This window comes from Paenibacillus sp. sg306046 (assembly GCF_059821225.1).
In genome coordinates this window covers 121,062-142,469 of record NZ_JCAMRT010000014.1, presented here as the reverse complement: position 1 = coordinate 142,469, position 21,408 = coordinate 121,062, and the positions used below count along the sequence as shown (strand labels likewise).

The window sequence follows — 21,408 nt, the reverse complement described above, 5'->3', positions numbered from 1 at the left end:
TCTCCGTAATCATATGAGGAACTCATCCGTATTGACTGTACAGATCGCAAGCTTGAAGCAAAAAGTCACAGGCGCTGAATGCTTGGCAGAAGGAGTACCTATGGAGGGGGGACGACGGGGCGAAGGGACTGCCCGGAGAGGCTGTGCGCATGAAAAAAGGAATGCCGCCCTGGTCAGGTCAGCATTCTTTAATTTTAGAGTCTAGACAGCAGCCGCTTCCAGAGAAAGCCTTACGGCCGCTTGGCCTGCAGCAGCTCGCGCAGCGGCGCTTCCAGCTCCTCCGGCTTGTCGGAAGGAGCGAAACGTTTGACGACATGCCCTTCACGGTCGACCAGAAATTTGGTGAAGTTCCATTTGATCGACTTCGAGCCTAGCAGTCCGGGTGCTTCGCTGCTTAGGTGCTTGAATAACGGGTGGGCGTTTGCGCCGTTGACGTCGATTTTGGAAAACATCGGGAACGTTACGCCATGATTCAGCGAGCAAAACTCGGCAATCGCAGCTTCTTCCTCCAGCTCCTGGTTCATAAACTGGCTGCTCGGAAAACCCAATACAGTGAAGCCCTGTTCCTTGTACGTATCGTAAAGCTTTTGCAGCCCGTCGAATTGGGGAGTGTAGCCGCACTTGCTGGCGGTGTTAACAATGAGCATGACATCGCCGCGGTAACGATCCAGCGTTTCGGTTTCACCGCGGATGGTACGGACTTCGGTTGCGTACAGGTTTTTTTCAGACATGATCATGTCTCCTCTCTATTTGGGAAGAAATTGAAATTATTGATTTCTATAAATTTAATTTTATACAATTTAATTTGTAAAGTCAAGCGATCTGCCGTAAAGCCTTGTCGCTGCGGCTTTACGGCGCGGAGCTGTGGTATACTGAATGCAAGGTAACATGACGAGATCATTTGAGAGGCAAGGTGTACGTTCATGCCTGACTGGTCGTATCAGACCCTGTTCCGGCCGCTGCTGTTCCGCCTGCGGCCGAGGCTCGCCCGAGCGTTGACCTTTCAGGCGATCGGCGGACTGAGCCGGCTGCCAGGCGGCAGCCTCATTATTCGCACGTTGGGACATATGGAGCCTTCCCCGATTCTGAGAAGCCGCGCGGGGGCGCTGGAGCTGGGCGCTCCGGTCGGGTTATCCGGCTCTGTCGATCCGGATGGAACGGCTCATGCCGCCATGGCGCAATTTGGCTTCGGCTTCGTTTTGCTTGGTCCGGTAACCGTCGAGCCGCAACGAAGTGATGCGGATATTCGGCATGATCCCGTGCAAGAATCTATTGTCTACCCGCTGTATGCAGAGAATACAGGGCTAGAGGCGGCGGTGCAGCTGCTAAAGCGGCCGCGTCATCGGCTGCCGCAGCTGGTGCGGATTGTTCCGCTGCCGGGTGCGGGTGACTTGGGCAGGTATGGTGAACAGCCCGCGGCGGCGGGTAGCACAGGCGTGAATGGCGGTGAACAGCCTTCGGCAGCGGGTAGCGCAGGTATGCGTATGCGTGGCGGCCAGCAGCCTGTGGAGGGAGCTTCGGGCATGCGTGGCGGCCAGCAGACCGAAGAGGGCATCTCCTGCGCGTATGAGAACCAGCAGCCGCTGCTGGCCATATCCAACGCAGATCATCAGCCGCAGGTGAGTCCGCGCCTCACTGATACGCTAACTCAGCTTGCCTGCATGATGAAGCAGCTGATCGGAGCGGGCGCGGCGGGTTTTCATGTCGATTTGTCGCAGAGCGGATGCAGCCGGACGGAGACGCTGGAGCTGGTTCGCCGCCTTCCTGCGCTGGCTGCTGAACGGGCGGTCCCGGAAGCTTCAGCATGCGGCCCGGCTCTGCCGCTGCTGCTGTACGTTCCGCCGGATACACCGCAAGCCGCGCTGCTGGAGCTGCTGCCGATCGTGGAGGCTGCGGGCTGGACCGGCATGGTGATCGGAGAGGGGAGCCCGGAGGGGGCAGGGGTGCGAATCGGGAAGGACAGCAAAGCTCCGGGGCTGGAGCTGCTTGGCCTGATCCGTGCGTACGGCGTTGACCGGGTCATGCCCGTCGATGACCGCAACCATGAAGCTGAGCCGGCTGGCGGCATTGCCCGCTCGGACCGCGCTGCGTCAACCGCCCGGCTGACGCTTCAGGCGGCTTGCGGCGTCCATGAGCCGCAGGATGCGCTTGACCTGATCGCGGCCGGAGCCGATCAGGTGCTGCTGCATAGCGGCATGGTCTATGCCGGTCCGGGCTTGCCCAAGCGCGTCAACGAAGCGATCGCGCATGAGCGGCTGCGGCAGCAGCCCGAGCCGACACCCGTGCCGTTCTGGCGCAATTGGGGCTGGATGTGGCTGCTTGGGCTCGGAATGGTCATCGGCGGCGTGCTCGCCTGGTTTGTGGCGATTACGGCAGTGCTGCTGCCGTACGATGAAGCATTTCTGGGCATGGACCGCGACGCGATCCGCCGAGTCAACGACCGGCTGCTGCATTTCATGTCGCATGACCGGATTACGCTTGCCGGGACGATGATTTCCATCGGCATTTTGTATATGCGGCTGGCCCGTTACGGGCTGCAGGAGGGCCAGCATTGGAGCAAAACCGCCGTGTTTACCTCCGCGGCAGTCGGGTTTTCCAGCTTCTTTTTGTACCTGGGCACCGGGTACTTCGACCCGCTGCATGCGACGGCGGCCGCAATTTTGCTCCCGATGCTGCTGCTGGCGATGCGCGCGAACGAGGATCAGCCTTACCGCCGGCCGGTTCATCTGCACAACGACCGCATATGGCGGCTGGCGATGTGGGGGCAGCTGTGCTTCGTGTCGCTTGGCTTTGCCTTGGCAATTGGCGGCGTGACGATTATGGGGGTTGGCGTGACGACGGTGTTCGTGCCGGAGGATCTGGTTTATATGCAAACCACTCCCGCACAGCTGGACGCGGCCAATCCCCGGCTGATTCCGCTGATCGCCCATGACCGTGCGGGCTTCGGCGGAGCGCTGCTGGCGGATGCGCTTGTTATTGCGGTCATGGCGTTATGGGGGCTGCAGCGCGGAGAGCGGTGGCAGTGGCACACGCTGCTGCTGGGCGGAGCGCCTGGCTTTGCAGCGGCGTTCGGCGTCCATCTGGGGATCGGCTACACCGATTGGTGGCATCTGCTGCCTGCGTTTTTTGCGCTTGCGCTGTATGTGGCCGGCTTAATCCTGCTGTACCCTTATCTGATGCGGAGCGAGTCCGCGCAGCCCGTTTCCCCGGCGCGGCGAGACACAGGCTGGCCGACTGCTCCATAAGCAGGTAGCAGGCGGCAGCCCAGCCCGCAGGCCGCACAGGTCGAGCGGATGAGACATTCCTCTCGGATAAACGGGCAAGCTCCGCTCCTGCCCTGTCAAAGTGAAATCCCCTGCTTCCGTCAACGGCGGAGGCAGGGGATTTTAAGTCTGGAAACGGTGCGCAGCGCGGGAGGCTGCCTACATGCGGCAAATTTCCTTGGGGCAGCTTTCACACTGGCAGACGCCCCGCAAATAGGCGAGATTAACAATCGTAATGGTGCCGTTTTCGATCTTGATGACGCCTTCCCGCTTCATATCGTTCAGCATCCGGTTGACGCTCTCGCGGGTCGCGCCGATCATATCGGCCATCTCCGAATTGCTCATGCGGATATCCAGCTTGATGGCGCCGTTTTTCTCAATGCCGCACGAATTGCTGAGCCGGATCAGCAGCGAGCAGAGCGCGCCAGGCTTGCCGAACATCATCAGGTCGCGCATTTTCGTCTGGATGATCCGGTGCGTCAGCCCCATCCAGCGCATGAACTCAATCGCCAGATCGCCATGCTGCCAGAGCAGCACCTCCAGATCCTTGCGTTGAATAACGCCGATCTCCCCATCCTCCGTCATCTCTGCATTAAATGCCTGCACCGAGTCCTGAAACGGGTCGAGCTGTCCGAACAGGTCGCCCGCCTGATGCAGCGACAAGGTGAAGGTCCGGCCGTCATCCGAGTTTTTCGTCACCTTCACACGGCCCTTGATCAGAAAATACAGCTTGTCGGCGGCATCGCCTTCCCAGTACAGCATCGTGCCTGCTTCCGCCTTCTTCTTATACATAACGCCAGTCAGCCGATCGAAGCTATCGGGTGAAAATACCGCGTGAACGCCCCGGATGCCTGCCTGCTCCTGAGCCGGATTTGTCAGTCGCTCCCGGATGGGCTGGCTGCCGCCTTGTCTCGGCTTCGTTCCGCTTGTCATTACGGTTCCTGTCATCATCCCGATCATCTCCCTGGTTTCTTGTTGCTTTCATCATACCTCGCGCCGGCCGGTTTCGTTATCGGGGGAAGACCTGATCTTTGGCGTAAAATCCCCTGAACTTTGTGTGAGGTTTATCACAGCGGGTATCAGGGGCAAGGCGGCGCAGTGCGGGAATAACAAGCGTTTCCTCCGTGTTTTCGCGCCGACGAAATCAGGGATTTCCCTGACTACCGTTTCCCCTCTTCAACCGTTACAATAGAAACACAAGTGTCACAGGGGAATCAGGGACAAGAGAGGATGAACCGGCATGGGAACGGATGAGGAAGCAGAGCATCAAGCGGAAGGAAGCGAGCGGCCGGGCCGCGGGGCCGGCGCCGGGGCGGCTGGGGAAGCGCTGCGGCTGCAGGAGCCCGCGTTGCTGCCGTTCCGCAGCGTGCGGACCGAGCTGCTGCGGCTGCAGGAGCTGACCTCCAGCGACTTGGCGGCGCTAGCCTGGAAAGCGGAGCCGGAGGAGGAGCTGAGCGACTACCTGTGGACCTGTCTGCTCGGCAACCGCAGCGACCGCGTCAAGCGGATGAGCTTTCGCCGGGGCAGTCCAGGCTTGGCGGGAGCTGCGCTGCGGCTTGGCCGCTATGTCACTGCAGGGCCGCAGCTGGAGCCGCTGGCAGCGGCGGACTTCGCCAATTTTGCCCGGAGCTGTCCGGTGATGCTGGCGGAGAAGCTGCAGACCGCTGTCGCGCTGCCGGTGAGCGGCGCAGGGACAGCGGCCGGGGTGCTGCTGCTCGGCAGCCGGTCGGGCCACCATTACAACGCGGACGACATTCGGCATGCGCAGATCGGGGCCGTTCGATTGAATAGATGAATCTTCTGCATCGTTTTGGGCGATGAGGGGGATTCATTTTTTTGTTAAGGTGCATTATGATGAGGGTAAGGCCAATAGGCAGGAGCCTGACCGGCTTAACAAGGAGGTAGATCGGCGAGTGATTACCATCATCGTAGTCGATGATCACGCGGTCGTACGGTCCGGCTTGACGATGCTGCTGAGCGATCAGCCTGACTTGAATGTGATCGGAGAAGCATCGGAGGGGGACGAAGGCATCCGGACAGCGCTGGAGCTGAAGCCGGATGTGGTGCTGATGGATTTCAGCATGCCGCATGGCAAGGACGGCTTGACGGCTACGCTTGAGCTGAAGCAGGCGCTGCCCGAAACAGCGGTGCTCATTTTGACCATGCATGACGATGACGAATATTTATTCCGCGCGATTCAGGCCGGAGCTTCCGGCTATATTCTTAAAAGCGCCCCGCACGATGAGCTGCTGTCGGCCATTCGTTCCGTAGCGGCTGGCAATGCCTACCTGTACCCGACAGCCACCAAGCGGCTGATGAGCGAATATTTGGACAAGCTGAAAAATCCCGAAAACAAATGCACCTACGACACGCTCTCCGAGCGGGAGAGAGAAGTGCTGGCGCTCGTCGCGAAAGGGTATGCGAACAAGGAAATCGCCGAGCTGCTGGTGATCAGCGTGAAGACGGTCGAAACGCATAAAAGCAATGTCATGGAGAAGCTGGGGCTGCGGACCCGCCCGGAGCTGGTTAAATTTGCGATGAAAAAGGGGCTGTTGAACTTTGAGTAGCGAGGATCGCATGTCGTCTAGCGGGGAGCCGCCCCAGGTGATCGGGCAAAATGTCGCCTCGCTGCTTGCCCGGCTCAATGAGCCTGTCACGGATGGCCAGGTGCGGGCGACCATCAAGCAATCGCTGCAGCAGCTTGCCGATCTCAAGTTTGCGCTCGATGAATCGTCCATCGTCGCCTTGACCGACCGACGCGGCAAAATTCAATATATGAATGACAAATTTTGCGAAATTTCGCAGTATGCGCGCGAGGAGCTGCTGGGGCAGGATCACCGGATCATTAATTCCGGCTACCATGACAAGGCGTTTATGCGTCAGCTGTGGCTGACGATTTCCTCGGGCAGCATCTGGCGCGGCGAAATCCGCAATCGGGCGAAGGACGGCAGCTTTTACTGGGTGCATACGACGATTGTGCCGTTTGTAGACGAACAAGGCGAGCCGTACCAGTACCTGGCGATTCGCAACGAGGTGACCGAGCTGAAGCGCGTGCAGGAGGAGCTGCAGGTGATGATGACCCGCGTTATCCAGATTCAGGAGGAGGAGCGGCGGCGATTTTCTCGGGAGCTGCATGACGGGATCGGCCAAAGCTTGTTCTCGCTGATGATCCAGATGGACCGGCTGCTCGGCAAAAGCGAGGGCGGCGAGCTGGGGGCCGGCTTGGAGAAGCTGCGCCGTTCCTTGACGGATGTGATGGCGGAGGTTCGCGGCCTGGCTTGGGAAATTCGGCCGTCTGTCCTTGACGACCTCGGCGTCGTACCGGCTATCCGCACCTTTGTCGAAAATTACGCCGGTCACTACGGCATCGAGGTGCGGCTGGACTGCCGCCTGCGGACCCGCCTTGGCTTGCAGAAGGAAACAACGATGTATCGCGTCATTCAGGAGGCGCTGACGAACGTCGCCAAATACGCCGACGTATCGGAGGTGTGGGTGACGGTCAGCGAGACGGAGTCCGAGGTGGAGACGACGATCGAGGATCACGGTCAGGGCTTCGCCAAACGAAGCTTGACCGAGCAGGGCGTCGGCTTGTTCAGTATGGAGGAGCGGGCTCGCGGGGTGGGCGGCGCGCTGACCGTTTCGTCGGAGCCGGGCAAAGGTACGCTTGTGTCGCTCCGGCTGACCAAGTGAGCTGGCAGGTCCATTAGCTATTGTATTTTTGTAAAAATATTCCGATGTTTCAGGCCAAGCCAGACGGTGCATGCTGCCGTCCGCTTGGCCTATTTCGCATCGCATACGGTCGGCTCTCCACATTCAAGGGGGCGGGCAAGGGCACGGGCCGAGGCTGTTAGGGGCGGCACGCAGCCGTCCAGCGGACTGATGTAGCGCGATTGTACGGAACAAGCAGTCAGTTGGCGTACACAAAAAAAGGTTGACAGCTCCTGTCAGCCCGGTGTAGTATCTACCTTAGTCCATAAAACCGAGTGTATAACTTGGTTTTGTTATTCGTAAGGAGATGACAGAAAGATGAACAACAATTTATTGACCGCTATTCAATCCAACTGGATCACATTGCTGATCTCGCTGGTCATCATTGGCTTCCTCTATTTCCTGGGCCGCAAGCGGGTCGGCTTCGGCTACCGCGTACTCCTTGCGCTCGGCCTTGGTCTGGTCGCCGGTATTTTGTTTAATACGTTCCAGCTTGACTTTAAAAATGTCAGCACCATCGGCAGCATTTATGTCAACCTCGTGCGGATGCTGGTCATCCCGCTTGTCGTCGTGCTGGTCATCAACAGTATTGCTTCGCTGACCAATTTGGGGCATTTGCGCAAAATCGGGATTAAGACGATCTCGATCTTCCTGATCACAACCGGGATTGCGGCGCTGATCGGCGTTATCGTCGCGGTGCTGATTGATCCGGGCGCAGGCATCGTGCAGCAGACGGTGAAGGATTTTAAGCCGCGTGACATTCCGACGTTCTCGCAAGTGATTCTAGACCTGCTGCCGTCCAACCCGTTTAATGAAGCGGCGAACGGCAAGGTCGTGCCCGTACTGATCTTCGCGATCTTTGTTGCGGTGGCAATCGTTCATGTCGGCTCGAAAAAGCCGGAAGTCGTCGCGCCTGTGAAGCAGCTCATTGCTTCGCTGGCGGAGGTGCTTCATCAGGTGATCAAATACGTCATCAAGCTGACGCCTTACGGTGTCTACGCGTTGATCGCAGCGATGGCGGCCCGTTACGGAATCGAGACGCTGGCTCCGCTGATCAAGCTGATTTTGGCAACTTATGTGGCGCTGCTCATTCATTTCATCTTCACCTTCGGGGGTCTGGTGGCGTTTGTCGTCCGAATTAACCCGCTGAAGTTTTTCAAGAAGGCTTATCCGACGATTGCCGTGGCCTTCACCACGCGGAGCAGCTATGTAACGCTGCCGGTGAACCTGGAGGTTATTACGAAGCGGCTGCGGGTGTCCGAACGGATCGCCAGCTTCGTGGCGCCGCTCGGAGCGACGATTAACATGAACGGCTGCGGCGGGGTGTGGCCGGCTGTTGTCGCCGTGTTTGTCGCCAAAATTTACAATGTGCCGCTGGGCTTGTCCGAATACGTGCTGATCGTGCTGGTCAGCGTCATTTCCTCCGTTGGAGTAGCGGGTGTTCCGGGACCGGCTGCGATTTCCACGACAGTTGTACTGACCGCGCTTGGCTTGCCGCTGGAAGGGATCGGTCTGACGCTGGCGATCGACGCTGTCGTCGATATGGGACGGACAGCGGTGAATGCAACCGGTACAACGGTCGCGTCCTTGATCGTCGCCGACTCCGAAGGCGAATTCGACCGTGAGGCGTTCAACAACGATCGGGAGGATGCGCTGGAGCTGAACGGCGTATCGTAAGCGAGGTAAGCGTAAGGACCGGCTGTCGGCAACAGACCGCTTAACGTTGCTGCGCCGCGCTTTTCCAAGGAAGAAACGAATCAGCCGCTGCTCATAAGAACCCTCGATTCCGCCGATAAAGTGGAGAACGAAGGTTCTTTTTTCTATGGATGACTTGTTGAAACGCTTCAACGGGTTCAGACGTAAGACGATACATAGGACGGTTATGATGTTGGTTGTCAGGGGGGAAGTTCATGTCACGAGCGCTGACGGTGGTTATCGCTGAGGATCAGGAGCCGGATCGCGAGAAGCTGCGGCTTTACGCCAAACGTCTGGGGCTGCACGTGCTCAGCACCGTAGGATCAGGCAAATGGCTGATCGAGGAATGTATCGCCTGCAAGCCCGATCTGGTGCTGATGGATATTGGTCTGGCCGAGCTTGACGGAATTACCGCATATAAGCGGCTCGCGGATCAAGGGGTCACACCTTATTTGATTCTCGTATCCGGTACCAAGGATTCCAGCCTGCTGCTGGCCGGCTATGAGCTGAACGTTATCGGCTTCGTCGCCAAGCCTGTTACCTTTGAGCGCTTGCAGATGGCTGTCGAGAAGGCGACGCGTGCGTTCGAGCGGGATCTGGTGTATGCAGGGGGCGCGCCGGATACCCGGATTATCGAGATCAAGTCCAATCACCGGCCGGTGTTCATCAACGAAAACAAGCTGATCTACGTGGAGCGCTGTAAAAGCGATAGAAAGATACAGGTTCATGTGGCCGGCGAGGACCCGATTGTGACCCGGTCGTCGCTGGCCGAGATTGCGGCGCAATGCTCCGAGCAGATCTTTATGCCGAATAAATCGCAGCTGGTCAACCTGCATTATGTCGATTCGGTTTATGCCAACGCTGATTTTCTGGGCACGTATACGGTCAAGCTCACCTATCTGGATACAGAGATGGATTTGTCGCGCCGCAAGCGCAAGGAATTCGAGCGGGTATACAGCAAGTTCAGAGGTTAGACGGACGAGCGGGTTTGCGCCACGTATTTATGACGGCTCCAATGAGGGGACAGGTCGGTGGCGGGCGCCTTGCTGTTGAACATATAGCCGATTCCGCGGACGGTGAGAATGTACCGGCAGTCCGTTCGAGAGCAATTACGCAGCTTCTTGCGCACGTTGCTGACATGGACCAGAATCGTCCGCATATCGTGCGCCACGGTTGTCCCCCAGCCAAGTGCAAACAGCTCGCTCATCGGTACAATCCGGCCGCTGGACTGGAGCAAATAGTGGAGCAGGTCAAACTCCTTCGCCGACAAGGAAATGACGTTCCCGTCCATCCAGGCGGTGCGGGTGGAAGCGTCCATCTCCAGACCGGTGAAAGTTTGCCGGCGGGCAATGTCCCGGGAGGCGCTGAAGCCTTCCATCCGGCGCAGATGTGCCTGGATGCGGGCGACGACCTGGCCCGTCGTGGAGCTGTCGGGGATGTAATCGTCGGCCCCTGCTTCCAGTCCGGCGATCATATCCGTCTCGTTGGAGCAGTCGCCGTACAACAAAATAGGCTGAATCAGCCGCAGCTTGGTGCGGATATAACGGGCGGTACGGATGCCGTCCGATACGGCGTTGTGGCGCGAAATCAGGAAGATGTCCGGCTGGAGCTCCGACAGCTTCGCCTGTAAGTCCTGTGGCGAACGGATTAACGTTAAGGTAAAGCTGTCTGCAGGCAAGGCGTCTTGAAGCGTTTTGGCAACTTCCCAATGATCATCCACGATAACGATTTGTCTGTGTCGCATTCTTCTTTGTCTCCTTCATCGTGACGAGTTCCTAGTCATGCCTGGATCATCATTATACAGGAACTGCGCCGGAAGAAAGCGACCGGATGCTGATTGGTTAAATTGGCTGCTTGATCGGTACAAAATATGTCGAAAATTTCAGTCAACCCGGACGAAAGATTCAGGAAATAGGTATTTGGACATGGGCGGTAAATTGCTGATTCGCTGCGCTTACCGAAATGTCTCCGCGGTTTTTTCGAACCAGTTTTTTACTGATCCACAAGCCGAGTCCGCTATGCCGCCCCTTCGTCGTATACCCGTTGCGAAATACAACCCCTCCGGCGTCCGCCGTACCCAAGCCCCGCTCGGATAGCGGATTCACGACCTCCACATGCAGCCATTCCTGCTCTAGCCAGCTCCTGCAGCTCACCCAGCGTTCCTCGACCGGCAGATGTGCCGCCTCCTCGAACGCGTTGTCGATCAGATTGCCTAGCACGCGCACCATGTCAAATGCCTTCGCCCCCGGCAGCACCTTGGAGGGGATGTCGATGTGATGGCTGAAGCGAATTTTTTTGTTCGTTGCGGTTATAGTCTTGGCTTGAATGACTGCGGCGAATTCGGGCTGGCCGATTTCGATGATGCTTTGCACGGCCTGAATGTCGCCGACCAGCGTACCGGTATAATCCATCAGCTCCCGGTAGCGGCCCAGCTCGACGAGGGAGTGAATGACGCTGACGTGATTCAGAAAGTCATGCCGCTGCCCCCGGAAGTCGAGGTACATTTGATTAAACTCCTCCGTATACGTCTCGCTTATTTGCTGAACCGCCTTGTCTCTGGCCCGCGATACGAGGCGGATCAGCGCCAGCACCAGCAGCAGGCTCAGCACGGTAATGGCCGAGACGATCAAGAGCATATTGCGAAACTGCTTGTTCAGCGATTCTTCCAGCTGATCGACATCCGAGGTCAGATTCAGCACGTAAAAGCCTTGCAGAGCTGTTTCCGGCTGCTTCTCCCACGTGCGCGCTGCGACAAACAGCCGATTCGGGATCGCGATAAACGATTTTTCTACCTGCTTGCCCCCGATGACCTCCACGTAGGAAACCGGCTTCCGCTGTTCGATGGCCATGCGGACGTATTCCTTGTCCTTCTCAGGCTGGCCGTACATATAGGTGCCGAAAAATACAGGGCGATGCGCGAGCCGGTCGAGCGGCTTGTTGGGCTCTACGGACGGCGCGGGTTCCTTGGCAAAGGTCAGCGGGTTGATGCCGGCGATTTCCAGCAAAAACGGATAGGTTTTCAACGTGTTGGTCAAGATGGCGTTTAGTCCCGTTTCCCTCTGGTAATTGTCGAATGATTTATTGCTGACAAAGGGATCAATGATGTAGTTGGTCCGCCCGCTGTAGTAGTAGCCCCATTTCATAATTTTCCGGGAGTCGGAGGTTGAGATTTCATAAGGGCCGGACCAGAAGTTGGGCAAAGATTGTCCCCAGTCAATCGTGACCTGCTGCCGGTCGAGCAATTGATTGAAGGCGGCAAACCACGGTCCCCAATAGCGGGTGCTGAGGCCGATCTCCTGCGGACTGGTTGACTTGTACAGCGTAATGTCGCTGTCCGTTCGCTTCATCAGCGTCAGCTCGTCCAACTGCAGCTGATCCCGCAAGGCGACGAGCTGCTGCTGCGTCACCTGCTCCACATCAGCGGGCAAGGCGTGCTCGACGGCGATTGAGGCCATCCGCAGCTTTTCACCGATCATATCCTCATACAGCTGGGAGCCGCGCAGCGATTGCTCGACAAGCTGCCCGATCTGGGCTTCGATGGAGCGAAGCTCGCGTTGATGATTGGCTGTCAAGGCGTTTTGCGTCAGCTTGAAGTACAGCAAGCTATTTGCTGTCAGGACGAGAATAACGCTTATGCCGATCAGCAGCATCTTGGTGGGTTGGCTCATGGTGGGCGACACCTTTCTCTCTCTATATAACAGCTTTCACTCGTTTCCCCTATCCGTTAAAATAGAGGCTGTACACACTTTAGGAGGCGAAGCCGTATGATGAAGCTGGGAATTATCGGGACAGGCTGGTTTGGCCGCAAGCATGCCGACCTGCTCGTGCAAAAAGAAGATGTTCGTCTGCAGGCGATCTGCGGCACCAGTCAGGATAAAGCTGACCAGCTGGCCTCGGCGTATAGCGACGCCCGCGGCTACGACAATCTGGTTCAGATGCTGGATCGCGAGCAGCTTGATGCCGTATATGTGTGCGTGCCACCGCTGTCGCATGGCGATATTGAGCGGGAGCTGATTGCCAGAGGCATCCCGTTTCTGGTCGAAAAGCCGCTGGGCATCGACCTGGAGCTGCCGACCGAGCTGGCCGAGGCGGTGCGTAGCCGCGAGCTGATTACATCTGTCGGCTACCATTTCCGCTATAAGGCTTCCGTCGACCGCCTGAAGCAGGAGCTGGAAGGACAAACGGTGACGATGGCTGTCGGCGAATGGTCGGGAGGCATGCCGCAGGTCGGCTGGTGGCGGCGTCAGGATGGCTCCGGCGGCCAATTCATCGAGCAAACGACCCATATCGTCGATCTGCTGCGTTACACCGCAGGCGAGGTCGAGGAAGTGTATGCCTCCTACGCCAACCGGCTTGTGCATACGCAATTCGAGGGCGTCACCGTCCCGGATGTCGGAGCCGTGACGCTGAAGCTTGCTTCCGGTGCGGTGGCGAGTATCACCAACACTTGTGCGCTTCCTTCGGGCGTGCACAAGGTGGGCTTGCGACTGTATACCGGCAATGGGCTGCTGGACTGGACGCCTGTGCAGCTGGACATTGCGGCGTCGGAGGGCTGCGAGCAGCTCGCCGACCCGTCCGATCCGTATGGGGCCGAGACGGATGCGTTCCTCCATGCGGTGCGGACGGGCGATACGTCACTGATCCGCTCCGACTATGCCGACGCGCTGCGGACCCAGCGAGTCACCTGCGCGGCGCTGGAGTCGGCGTCCACCGGACGCCCGGTTCGCCTGTCGACTTTGTAGGCGCAGCGTGTTGGAAGCTGTTCTGCCTTGTCGAACGGCGGGTGTCTCGGGCGTGCTGCGCGAATTAGCGCCAGTTAGCGCCATGTGATTGAAGCGGAATGCCGAAATGCTGACAGTCTGGCTGCGGCTCCGGCTAATAAGTGATGCTGACGCTATGCTGCTCGGCGTTGTAGGTGACCTTCGCGCCCAGCACCTCGGCCAGCAGCCGTACAGGGATCATCGTGCTGTCCTTGACAAGCTGCGCCGGCACGTCTGTGGTTACCTCGCGGCCGTCCAGCGAGTAGGTCGGCCGGGTCGTAAAGAAGCTGATCGTCCGGCTGTCCTTCGTATAGATGGCGGCCTTCTGCGCTTCGTTCCACTCGATCTGCGCGCCGAGCGCAGAAGCGAGGTCGCGCACCCACAGGTAGGAGGAGCCGTCGATGACGACAGGCGCGAGCTTCATCTCCATCGGAACGCCGTCCAGCGTATAGCTGCCGCCGTTCAGGCTAAAGCTTACCGTGTGCGGCATATCCGTTTTTTGCTCGGCCAGCCGCTTGTAGGCGGCGGCGTCCGCGTGCAGCTTCGTTTTGCCGACTGTATCGGCAGGCTCGGTTTGGAACGGCCACGTTTTCTCAAACGTTTGGGTCACGCCGTCGATGACGGCTGTCAGCTTGACGGAGGCGGTGTACGCGCTGTCCGCGAGCAGCGGCTGGACGGGCGTGAGAATAACCTCCTGCTGCAGGTGGTCATCATTGGCCGGCGAGTTGCGCAGCAGCTCGACCGGTTTGCCCGACGCGTCGGTCAGCCGGGCATCGACCAGCTTGACCTGCTCGACGCCGGAGCCTCCGATATGGGCGACGATCGGATAGCCGACCGGATACGCGGCATCCTTGTGCATCCGGATCGGGTCCGGCTCCTCGTGGCCGTTGAAGGCGACGGGCACGTACTTTTCGCCCGGAGCGGGCGTCACGACCAACTGCTGGCTCGCAGTGTCCTGCAGGCCGAATTCAAGAACGGCGAAATGCCCGGCCATCGCCACCCCGATCTCGACAGCGCCCGGCATCATAAACGGCAGCCGATGGTACGGGGCGTCGAACAGGCTATCGACAGATTCGACCGGGGTTCCGGCGTAAAAGGAGACGTCCTCTCCGACGTTGTTGTAATATCCGGCATACATCGTCCGCTCTCCCGGTGTAGCTCCGATATAGCCGGGGAGCGATTTGCTCTGGTCATGCATCGACACCTTTTTCTCTTCAATCCGGTTGACCTGCAAATATTCGGCGTGCATTTTGGCGGCCATCGTCAAATTCGGATTTGGCTTTAGCGCAGTCAGACCGTGCAGCAGCCGGTAATCATTGATCGCCTGGATCATGTCGAGCTGCTTGGCGGAGTACGTGTCGGGCGGCTCGGCGACCGCCAGCGAAGAGATCGTGAAGCTCCATTGCTGCACAATGGGCTCGTAGCCGGGGAACTCGACAGTGATCACTGCCTCATGCTTGCCCGCTGCAAGCGGCTTGGCAGGCTGGTACGTATACGTCAAGGCGGCCGCGTCAAATTGCCCCTGTACGGGCTGACCGTCCAGCTTGAGCGATACACGGTCGGCTGTCGCCACCGGGGCGTTGCTGATTTCGAAGCGGATTTGCGGCATCTGAATGCCGACTGTTCCTTGGGGCAGGGCGCTGTAATAGTACGATTCGGCATGGGCGGGCGGGAGTGCGGCCAGCTGGAAGCCGGTCAAGACAAACATAAGCATCAGGATAAATCGGAATGAGATCAATACACGCTTCACGGGACACCTCCGTTTGGTTTCTCCTGGCAGCGGTAGCTGCCCTTCCATTATAAACGATAGGCTGCTAGAAACGATAGGCTGCGCAAGCACACTATAGGCTCTGTGTGCGGGAGCGAGCAGGCAATCTCCTCCGGTTGGTTGCCCGGGTAGCGGAGCTGCCGCTTCGTACGCTCTAGACGCAATGCTGAGTTTCCAAGAAGCCATGAAGCTGAACCAGCTTCCCGGCAGACACACTAAAGAAGCTTCCGGCCATCTAAACGGCGGCGGGAGCTTCTTCATTGGCATGGCCGATGGCGGCGGCCATGCCTGGCGTCATGCCTGTTGGCTCAACAGGCTGCCCCCATCATCGGCGCTTGAGCAGAGGGTGCAGCCGCTACTCGCGGCGCGGCAGCAAAATCCGGAAGCAGCTGCCCTTGTGCAGCTCGCTTTCCACCTCAATGCGGCCGCCGTGCGCCTCGATGATCGTCTGCGAGATGGAAAGCCCGAGCCCAGCCCCGCCATTTTGGCGGGTGCGCGAGGAATCGACGCGGTAGAAGCGTTCGAAAATATGCGGCAGCTTGTCAGGCTCCATCCCGGACCCGTTGTCCCGCACTGCCAGCTCAACCTGGCCGTCCCGCTCGTGCAGCGAAATGGCAATGCGGCCGGTACGTGCGTCGGTGTGCTGAATCGCATTGTGAAACAGGTTCAGGATGACCTGCTTCAACTTGTCAGCCTCCAGGCGGCAGCGTCCGGCGCTGTGCAGCTCCAGTTGCAGCCCCCGGCTGCCTGCCAGCAGCCGCAGCTGCGGTTCCATTTCCGTCAGCACCCCGGCCAGCGATCCGTCCTCCAGCTGAATGATCGGCGCGCGGTCCATTTTGGCCAGCAGCAGCAGGTCCTGCACCAGCTTGTTGATGCGTTTGGACTCACTGTACATGCTTTTCAGCGCGTGGTGCAGCTTATCCGGCTGATCGGCCGCGCCGCGCAGCAGCACCTCCAGAAAGCCGTGGATTGACGTAAGCGGCGTCCGCAGCTCGTGGGACGCATCGGCTACGAAGCGGCGCATCTGCTCCTTGGCTTCGCGCTCTGCTTCAAAGGCATGCTCCAGCCTCTCCACCATGCTGTTGAACGAGGTCGCCAGCCGGTCAATCTCCACTTGCCCTTGCCGGTCGGGCATGCGAATCGCCAGATTGCCCGCATCGACCTGCCGGACCGTGTCGACGGCATTCGACAGCGGGACGAGCGTCCGGCGCAGCACCGGCAGGAAGGTCAGCAGACCGGCAATAAGCGCGATGCACGAAACTGTCAGGAAAATAAGCAGCTGGCGCAGCAGCACGTCCTGCAGCGGCTTGGTGCTGACGCTTAGCTGCTGCAGCGAGCTGCGGGAGCCGCGGTCAGTGCGCGCGATGACGACGAGCTGCTCGGACCCGTCCGCAGCCTTCATGACGCGGTACGTCCAGTCCTGCTTGCCGCGGGCGAACTGCTGGTACTCCTCCTTCGTCAAATGCGGAACCGCTTGCGCTTCGGCTTCGTTCCAGTTGGGCAGATCGGTCACTTCGCCATCGGCGTCGATCGAGCTGATCACGCCTTCCGGCAGGAAAACAACCGGCTTTCGGCCCATCTCGCGGCCGGACGGGCCTTCGGGAGCGGCGTGACGCTGCTCCACATCAGCCGCTCCAGCGCCAGCTTCGCCGCTGGCTCCGCCGGGATCGTGCGGCTGACCGCCTGCGTGCGGCGGGGCGCTGCCGCCTGTCCCGCCGCCGCCGGGAGACGCGTCGCCGGCCGCACGGTTGCCCCACATCGTATCCGGGGGCAGCGATTTTAGCTGGCTGCGCATGCTTTCCGCTTTATTTTTATAAATCGCCTCGCTCATCAGCACATATTGCAGCGCGCCGATCAGCGCCAGCAGCGCTGCGAGAATAAGCAGCGAGCGGGACAGCAGCTGCAGGCTCAGCGAGCCTGCGGGCAGCAGCCGTCTGATCCGGCCCGCAGGCCCCCGGCTCATGGGAGATCGACGCGGTAGCCCGCGCCGCGCACCGTGCGAATCAGCCGATGCTCGCGGTCCTGGAGCTTATCGCGCAAGGAACGGATGTACACCTCCACGATGTTTTCCTCCCCGCCGAAATCATACCCCCACACCTTGTCGAGAATCAGCGCCTTGCTCAGCACGATGCCATGATTGTGAACGAGATAGGTGAGCAGCTCGTATTCGGTCGGGGACAGCTCCAGCACACGGCCGTTGTAGCTGATTTCCTTGCGGCGGTCGTCCAGCCGGAACGGTCCGTGGACGACCTCCTCCAGCAGCTGGGGAAACTGGTTGCGCAGCCGCGCATGAACCCGCGCGAGCAGCTCGTCAAAGCTGAACGGCTTGGCCATGTAGTCATCAGCGCCCAGCTTCAGTCCCTTGACACGGTCATCCACTTCATCCCGCGCCGTCAGCATGATGATGGACAGGGGCAGGCCCGATTTCTTGAGCATCCGGCATACCTCGAAGCCGTCCATGCCCGGCATCATGACGTCCAGCACGACGATGTGCGGCTCAAACTCGCGGGCGGCCGAGATGGCGCTCATGCCATCCGGGGCTGTGCGTACCTGAAAGCCTTCACTGATCAGGCCAAGTTCTAAAAAATGTAAAATATGCGGTTCATCGTCAACCAGCAGCAGCCGGATGCCTTGTACGGATTTGATATTCATAGATTGTCATCCTCTCTGGAAGCCCTGTAGGGATGGTTACATTATAACCGAAACAACTGAGCGGACGCTGAGTGAATTCTGAATGTCAGCTGAAAACGACAAGCCCGCCGCCCACAAACCACAAACAGGCCGCCGCAAGCTGTCGCTATAACGAACAGCCTGCGGCGGCCCTGCTCCGTCAGTCGATCTGAAGCTTGTAGAACACAACCGGATCGTGTTCGGCGACGCTGTGGCTGTTGGAATGGTACCAGAGGACGCTGTCGCCGCGAACTAGCGGATCAAGCTGACCCGGTGACGGCACGCCCGGCAGAGCAGTCGGCTGACGCAGCTGGTTGCCGGCTCCGTCCACGACGGCATAGAAGAGGCTCCCGTCATCCCCGTATTCCTTCCACAGGACGACAAATTTGTCGTCGTTCAGCTTCACCAGATGCGTCTCCACGATGTTGACGCCCGAATCAACGGCATGGCTCGTCAGCCACAGCACCTTGACCTCCCGATTATCCTGGGCCCCCTTCGGCACAACGCCGAGATACACATTTTTCGTCTTGGAAGCGCCGTATTGCTCCGTTAGCGACACACTGGACCCGGCTACCAGATAGTGGTCCTTCGCAACCTCCAGACCGCCCAGATGAGCGCCGGTGTAGTTGTCGCCGATTTCGCCCGGAAACTCAAGAATATCCAGCTTCGAGCTGATTTGCTCCTGCTGCTCGACCTGCAGCACGACCGAGCGCGGGTACCCGTCCCCGTGGTTCGCATAGACGACCTTGTCGCCATCGAAGCGAACATAGGCGGCAAACGAATGGCTGACGTGATTTCGCGGCCATTGCCCGCCTTTGTATAACAAGGTCATGCTGGCCATATCGACCAGAAAGGTGATGTTCGACTGGTGATTCAGCCCGTCTTCAGTCAGATAGCGCTCGCGGTTGGCGTGGATGGCCAGCTTCCCTGACTGACTATCCATCGTCACATTGCCCGCATAAAACGGGGCGGTCACATACACATCGCTAATGTCGAGCTGGCCGGATTTGGTCCAGGACTCGTCGTATTTGACGAGGGTATAGACGGTTTGGGTGGGTGATTCCTCGGTATTGGACTGTCCAGACAGGACATAGTAGAAGCCGTCTTCGCCGAGATGGACGCCGCCCAGCTGTGGCAGAGGGGTGGGGATCAGCTTTTCTTCTGTTTTTTGGAGGTCGGATGTCAGCTTCTGCACGTGAAGCTCGTCCCCCATGTCCTCGACCAGCATGATAGAACTATTATTTCCCAATAAAAACCGGTCCGCTGTCGAAAAATAATTGTCGTAGCGGTAGCCGGCCGTATGCTGCGCCGTGATCTGGAGCGGGTGTGCGGTGACCTCGGCCTGAAGAGGTTTGTAGATCAGGATAGCTTTGCTGACCGAATTCCACGCCACAGCGCCCCCGAGCTGCTCGGAAATAAACCGTGTCGGCAGCATTACCCGCCCATCCTTCATTCTCGCAGGCACATCCATCATGATCGTTTGCCCGTTCACGGTGGCGTCGGGGCGGTCCACCTGCAGCACAATCGTCTTGCCCTGCAGGCTGACGGTCGCGGTACGGCTGTCACCGTCCCAGGCAATGTCTGCGCCCAGCGCCTCCAGCAGCGCTCGCATCGGAATAAGCGAGAAGCCATTTTCCGTCTGGACCGGGACATCGGTGGACAGAAACTGATGATTTACGCAAGCGAAAATCGTTTCGTTGGGGTCAGGCAGGTGGGAGTAGTCGAACCATGTCTCGACCCCATCTGCACTTATAGTGCCGCTGGGACGCGGCTGCCTTGCTTCTAAAATTCCGGTGTGGCAGTCGTCGGGGGCTGCTGCCTCTGAATTGGCCGGGGCGGCGGTGAGAAGCACTGCGGCGCACAACGTTGCTGCCCACAGGCTGTAGGTCTTCTTAATCACGTAATACCTCCTTGGAATGATTGTACGTCAGTTGTTGTCTTCATCTTACTCCTTAACCCCCATTCGACAGAAACTTCCATTCCCCTGCCTGTTTACGGGAGCAAGCGGCATATTTCGTTTTCCGGCCTGTTGTGGTACACTGGCGGTAAGAATGCGTACATGGTAACGCGGGGCGTACGGCTAACAGAATTCCCCGAGCAGTGCTGCTTGCAGGCGCGAGGGTTTTCAACAGGCTAATCGGCCGATCAGAAATAGACCGCATCCTTTGGTCAAGGGCGGTCTATTTCTTGTTTCGGGAGCGCCAGCGATGCTACGATACACAGACCTCATATCTTTCAAGATCACGAATGAACTATATATGCAGGGAGGTCGGCCTTATGGGCAAATTGAATCTGACGCCGCAGCGCAAAGCGATTTACGATGTGCTTCATCAGAGCGAGGATCATCCGACCGCCGCCGAGGTGATTGAGCGGCTGCGGCTGCGGGGGCATCATCTGGCGTATGGCACCGTTTATAATTCCTTGCGTTATTTGTCCGAGATGGGGATGATCCGGGAGCTGAAGCTGGGCGAGGCGGCCAGCCGTTATGATGCCCGGATGGAGGACCATCACCATATCGTCTGCCGGCAGTGCGGCCGGGTTGACGAAGTGCATGCCGCTACGCCTGCCGCCTGGATCAGCGCTGTCGAGCAGGAGACGGGTTACCGGGTTGACGGTTCACATGTTGTATTCGAAGGGAGCTGCGCCGCATGCCGATCCGCTCAAAATTAACGCCGCCGGCTGCTTCGCCGGATACGGGCCACCTGCCCGGTGAGCCGACTGTCCCGCCACAGGCGTCGGCTACGGGCGAGATGCCAATCGGCGCTTATTGCAGTGAAACGCAGCGGGTGGCTGTGATCAGCGCCTTTCCGGAGCGGGTCCACCGGCTTGTAGGCGAGCTGTCCACCCGCTGTCTGGATGTGCTCGTATTTCATCGCTTCGATCCGGCGGTGATGAACGGCCTGCCCGTGGAGCTGATTATTGTCGACACCGGGGCGGCCGAGGCTGCGGGCGAGGCGGCAGAGCTCTACGTTGAAGCGGCCGATACGCGGAGCCGGGCCGAATTTCTGTGGCTGGTGCCGGATGAAGCGGCCGAGGCGGCACTGGTTCGCAGCAGCGGAGACGTCAGCGCAACGCTGGTCTGGCCCTGTCCGCTGGATGTGGCGATCGACCGGTCGCTGGAGCTGCTGGCGCGGGCCGCACAGCTCGGCGGAATCGCAGCAGCGGCTTCCGAGCTGCCCGTTGCGGGTTCGTCCAGCCCTTGGCCCGCTCAGCCTGGCACGGTGCGTGTATTCAAGGATCTGGTGCTGGATACGAAACGGATGACGGTCGCCCGCGCCGCCCGGCGCATCGAGGTGACCAAGACGGAATTCGAGCTGCTGCTGCTGTTGATGGAGGCCGAGGGGGGCGTGTTGTCCCGCGAGGAGATTATGGATCGTCTGTGGGGCAGCCAATATTTCGGCGGCAGCAACGTCGTTGATGTGCATGTCAAAAGCTTGCGTAAAAAGCTCGGCGATCCCGCCGCTTCGCCGCTCTATATTGTAACTGTACGTGGTGTAGGATACCGGCTGGCCGACGAATAGATCGCAGGCCGCCGGTTCATCCG

Annotated in this window: 17 protein-coding genes; 9 read left to right on the top strand and 8 right to left on the bottom strand. The window is 59.1% G+C overall.

What is annotated here, in order from left to right; translation table 11 throughout:
- Nucleotides 1–230: 230 nt before the first annotated feature.
- Nucleotides 231–731: a glutathione peroxidase gene (locus tag AC6ROY_RS15885; RefSeq protein WP_500101548.1), complete on the bottom strand. Its 501-nt coding sequence runs from the start codon at nt 729–731 to the stop codon at nt 231–233.
- Between the two features lie 192 nt (nt 732–923).
- Between AC6ROY_RS15885 and AC6ROY_RS15880 the strand changes: the two genes are divergently transcribed.
- Complete coding sequence (locus AC6ROY_RS15880; protein ID WP_500101547.1) at nt 924–3,245, top strand: dihydroorotate dehydrogenase; 2,322 nt, start codon at nt 924–926, stop codon at nt 3,243–3,245.
- 177 nt (nt 3,246–3,422) lie between these two features.
- Here the strand turns inward: AC6ROY_RS15880 and AC6ROY_RS15875 are convergent, their stop codons facing one another.
- A complete protein-coding gene (locus AC6ROY_RS15875; protein ID WP_500101546.1) occupies nt 3,423–4,214 on the bottom strand; it encodes a Crp/Fnr family transcriptional regulator in 792 nt (263 codons plus the stop codon).
- Nucleotides 4,215–4,503: 289 nt separating this feature from the next.
- Between AC6ROY_RS15875 and AC6ROY_RS15870 the strand changes: the two genes are divergently transcribed.
- The 5 genes from AC6ROY_RS15870 to AC6ROY_RS15850 all read left to right on the top strand — a co-directional run bounded on the left by AC6ROY_RS15870 (nt 4,504) and on the right by AC6ROY_RS15850 (nt 9,640).
- Nucleotides 4,504–5,058, top strand: coding sequence for a GAF domain-containing protein (locus tag AC6ROY_RS15870; RefSeq protein WP_500101545.1), 555 nt, complete (start codon nt 4,504–4,506; stop codon nt 5,056–5,058).
- 118 nt (nt 5,059–5,176) lie between these two features.
- The gene (locus AC6ROY_RS15865; RefSeq protein ID WP_500101544.1) at nt 5,177–5,830 is read left to right on the top strand and encodes a response regulator transcription factor; all 654 of its coding nucleotides are present in this window, start codon (nt 5,177–5,179) and stop codon (nt 5,828–5,830) included.
- Between the two features lie 10 nt (nt 5,831–5,840).
- On the top strand, nt 5,841–6,953 hold the full coding sequence (locus AC6ROY_RS15860) for a PAS domain-containing sensor histidine kinase (RefSeq protein ID WP_500101569.1): 1,113 nt from the start codon (nt 5,841–5,843) through the stop codon (nt 6,951–6,953).
- Nucleotides 6,954–7,289: 336 nt separating this feature from the next.
- Nucleotides 7,290–8,648, top strand: a complete 1,359-nt coding sequence (locus AC6ROY_RS15855; RefSeq protein ID WP_500101543.1) for a dicarboxylate/amino acid:cation symporter — start codon at nt 7,290–7,292, stop codon at nt 8,646–8,648.
- Nucleotides 8,649–8,881: 233 nt separating this feature from the next.
- The gene (locus AC6ROY_RS15850; protein WP_500101542.1) at nt 8,882–9,640 is read left to right on the top strand and encodes a LytR/AlgR family response regulator transcription factor; all 759 of its coding nucleotides are present in this window, start codon (nt 8,882–8,884) and stop codon (nt 9,638–9,640) included.
- Here the strand turns inward: AC6ROY_RS15850 and AC6ROY_RS15845 are convergent.
- Nucleotides 9,637–10,410 (bottom strand): response regulator transcription factor, encoded by a 774-nt coding sequence (locus tag AC6ROY_RS15845; RefSeq protein ID WP_500101541.1) that lies wholly within the window; start codon nt 10,408–10,410, stop codon nt 9,637–9,639. The genes AC6ROY_RS15850 and AC6ROY_RS15845 overlap by 4 nt on opposite strands.
- Before the next feature lie 160 nt (nt 10,411–10,570).
- Nucleotides 10,571–12,334, bottom strand: coding sequence for a sensor histidine kinase (locus tag AC6ROY_RS15840; protein ID WP_500101540.1), 1,764 nt, complete (start codon nt 12,332–12,334; stop codon nt 10,571–10,573).
- A 96-nt stretch (nt 12,335–12,430) separates the two neighbouring features.
- Between AC6ROY_RS15840 and AC6ROY_RS15835 the strand changes: the two genes are divergently transcribed.
- A complete protein-coding gene (locus AC6ROY_RS15835) occupies nt 12,431–13,408 on the top strand; it encodes a Gfo/Idh/MocA family protein (RefSeq protein ID WP_500101539.1) in 978 nt (325 codons plus the stop codon).
- A gap of 133 nt (nt 13,409–13,541) precedes the next feature.
- Here the strand turns inward: AC6ROY_RS15835 and AC6ROY_RS15830 are convergent, their stop codons facing one another.
- From AC6ROY_RS15830 to AC6ROY_RS15815, 4 genes are all read right to left on the bottom strand, one after another.
- Nucleotides 13,542–15,176, bottom strand: a complete 1,635-nt coding sequence (locus AC6ROY_RS15830; protein WP_500101538.1) for a stalk domain-containing protein — start codon at nt 15,174–15,176, stop codon at nt 13,542–13,544.
- 373 nt (nt 15,177–15,549) lie between these two features.
- Nucleotides 15,550–17,157, bottom strand: a complete 1,608-nt coding sequence (locus AC6ROY_RS15825) for a sensor histidine kinase (protein ID WP_500101537.1) — start codon at nt 17,155–17,157, stop codon at nt 15,550–15,552.
- Entirely contained in the window at nt 17,154–17,846 is a 693-nt protein-coding gene (locus AC6ROY_RS15820) for a response regulator transcription factor (RefSeq protein ID WP_500101536.1), read from the bottom strand. The genes AC6ROY_RS15825 and AC6ROY_RS15820 overlap by 4 nt, the downstream gene beginning before the upstream one ends.
- 178 nt (nt 17,847–18,024) lie before the next feature.
- Complete coding sequence (locus AC6ROY_RS15815) at nt 18,025–19,764, bottom strand: copper amine oxidase N-terminal domain-containing protein (protein ID WP_500101535.1); 1,740 nt, start codon at nt 19,762–19,764, stop codon at nt 18,025–18,027.
- 377 nt (nt 19,765–20,141) lie between these two features.
- On the opposite strand from AC6ROY_RS15815, the gene AC6ROY_RS15810 reads away from it, so the two are divergent.
- Nucleotides 20,142–20,534 carry a Fur family transcriptional regulator gene (locus AC6ROY_RS15810; RefSeq protein ID WP_500101534.1) on the top strand — a complete coding sequence of 131 codons (393 nt, stop codon included), beginning with the start codon at nt 20,142–20,144 and terminating at the stop codon, nt 20,532–20,534.
- Nucleotides 20,513–21,385 carry a winged helix-turn-helix domain-containing protein gene (locus tag AC6ROY_RS15805; protein WP_500101533.1) on the top strand — a complete coding sequence of 291 codons (873 nt, stop codon included), beginning with the start codon at nt 20,513–20,515 and terminating at the stop codon, nt 21,383–21,385. Before AC6ROY_RS15810 ends, AC6ROY_RS15805 begins: the two co-directional genes overlap by 22 nt.
- Nucleotides 21,386–21,408: the final 23 nt, after the last annotated feature.

Excerpts from the sequence above, each read along its gene's own strand:
- AC6ROY_RS15835 (WP_500101539.1), top strand. The coding sequence starts at position 12,431 with ATGATGAAGCTGGGAATTATCGGGACAGGCTGGTTTGGCCGCAAGCAT.
- AC6ROY_RS15885 (WP_500101548.1), bottom strand. The coding sequence starts at position 731 with ATGTCTGAAAAAAACCTGTACGCAACCGAAGTCCGTACCATCCGCGGT.
- AC6ROY_RS15860 (WP_500101569.1), top strand. The coding sequence starts at position 5,841 with ATGTCGTCTAGCGGGGAGCCGCCCCAGGTGATCGGGCAAAATGTCGCC.
- AC6ROY_RS15805 (WP_500101533.1), top strand. The coding sequence starts at position 20,513 with ATGCCGATCCGCTCAAAATTAACGCCGCCGGCTGCTTCGCCGGATACG.
- AC6ROY_RS15855 (WP_500101543.1), top strand. The coding sequence starts at position 7,290 with ATGAACAACAATTTATTGACCGCTATTCAATCCAACTGGATCACATTG.
- AC6ROY_RS15825 (WP_500101537.1), bottom strand. The coding sequence starts at position 17,157 with ATGAGCCGGGGGCCTGCGGGCCGGATCAGACGGCTGCTGCCCGCAGGC.
- AC6ROY_RS15840 (WP_500101540.1), bottom strand. The coding sequence starts at position 12,334 with ATGAGCCAACCCACCAAGATGCTGCTGATCGGCATAAGCGTTATTCTC.
- AC6ROY_RS15875 (WP_500101546.1), bottom strand. The coding sequence starts at position 4,214 with ATGATGACAGGAACCGTAATGACAAGCGGAACGAAGCCGAGACAAGGC.
- AC6ROY_RS15850 (WP_500101542.1), top strand. The coding sequence starts at position 8,882 with ATGTCACGAGCGCTGACGGTGGTTATCGCTGAGGATCAGGAGCCGGAT.
- AC6ROY_RS15845 (WP_500101541.1), bottom strand. The coding sequence starts at position 10,410 with ATGCGACACAGACAAATCGTTATCGTGGATGATCATTGGGAAGTTGCC.
- AC6ROY_RS15810 (WP_500101534.1), top strand. The coding sequence starts at position 20,142 with ATGGGCAAATTGAATCTGACGCCGCAGCGCAAAGCGATTTACGATGTG.
- AC6ROY_RS15820 (WP_500101536.1), bottom strand. The coding sequence starts at position 17,846 with ATGAATATCAAATCCGTACAAGGCATCCGGCTGCTGCTGGTTGACGAT.
- AC6ROY_RS15870 (WP_500101545.1), top strand. The coding sequence starts at position 4,504 with ATGGGAACGGATGAGGAAGCAGAGCATCAAGCGGAAGGAAGCGAGCGG.
- AC6ROY_RS15880 (WP_500101547.1), top strand. The coding sequence starts at position 924 with ATGCCTGACTGGTCGTATCAGACCCTGTTCCGGCCGCTGCTGTTCCGC.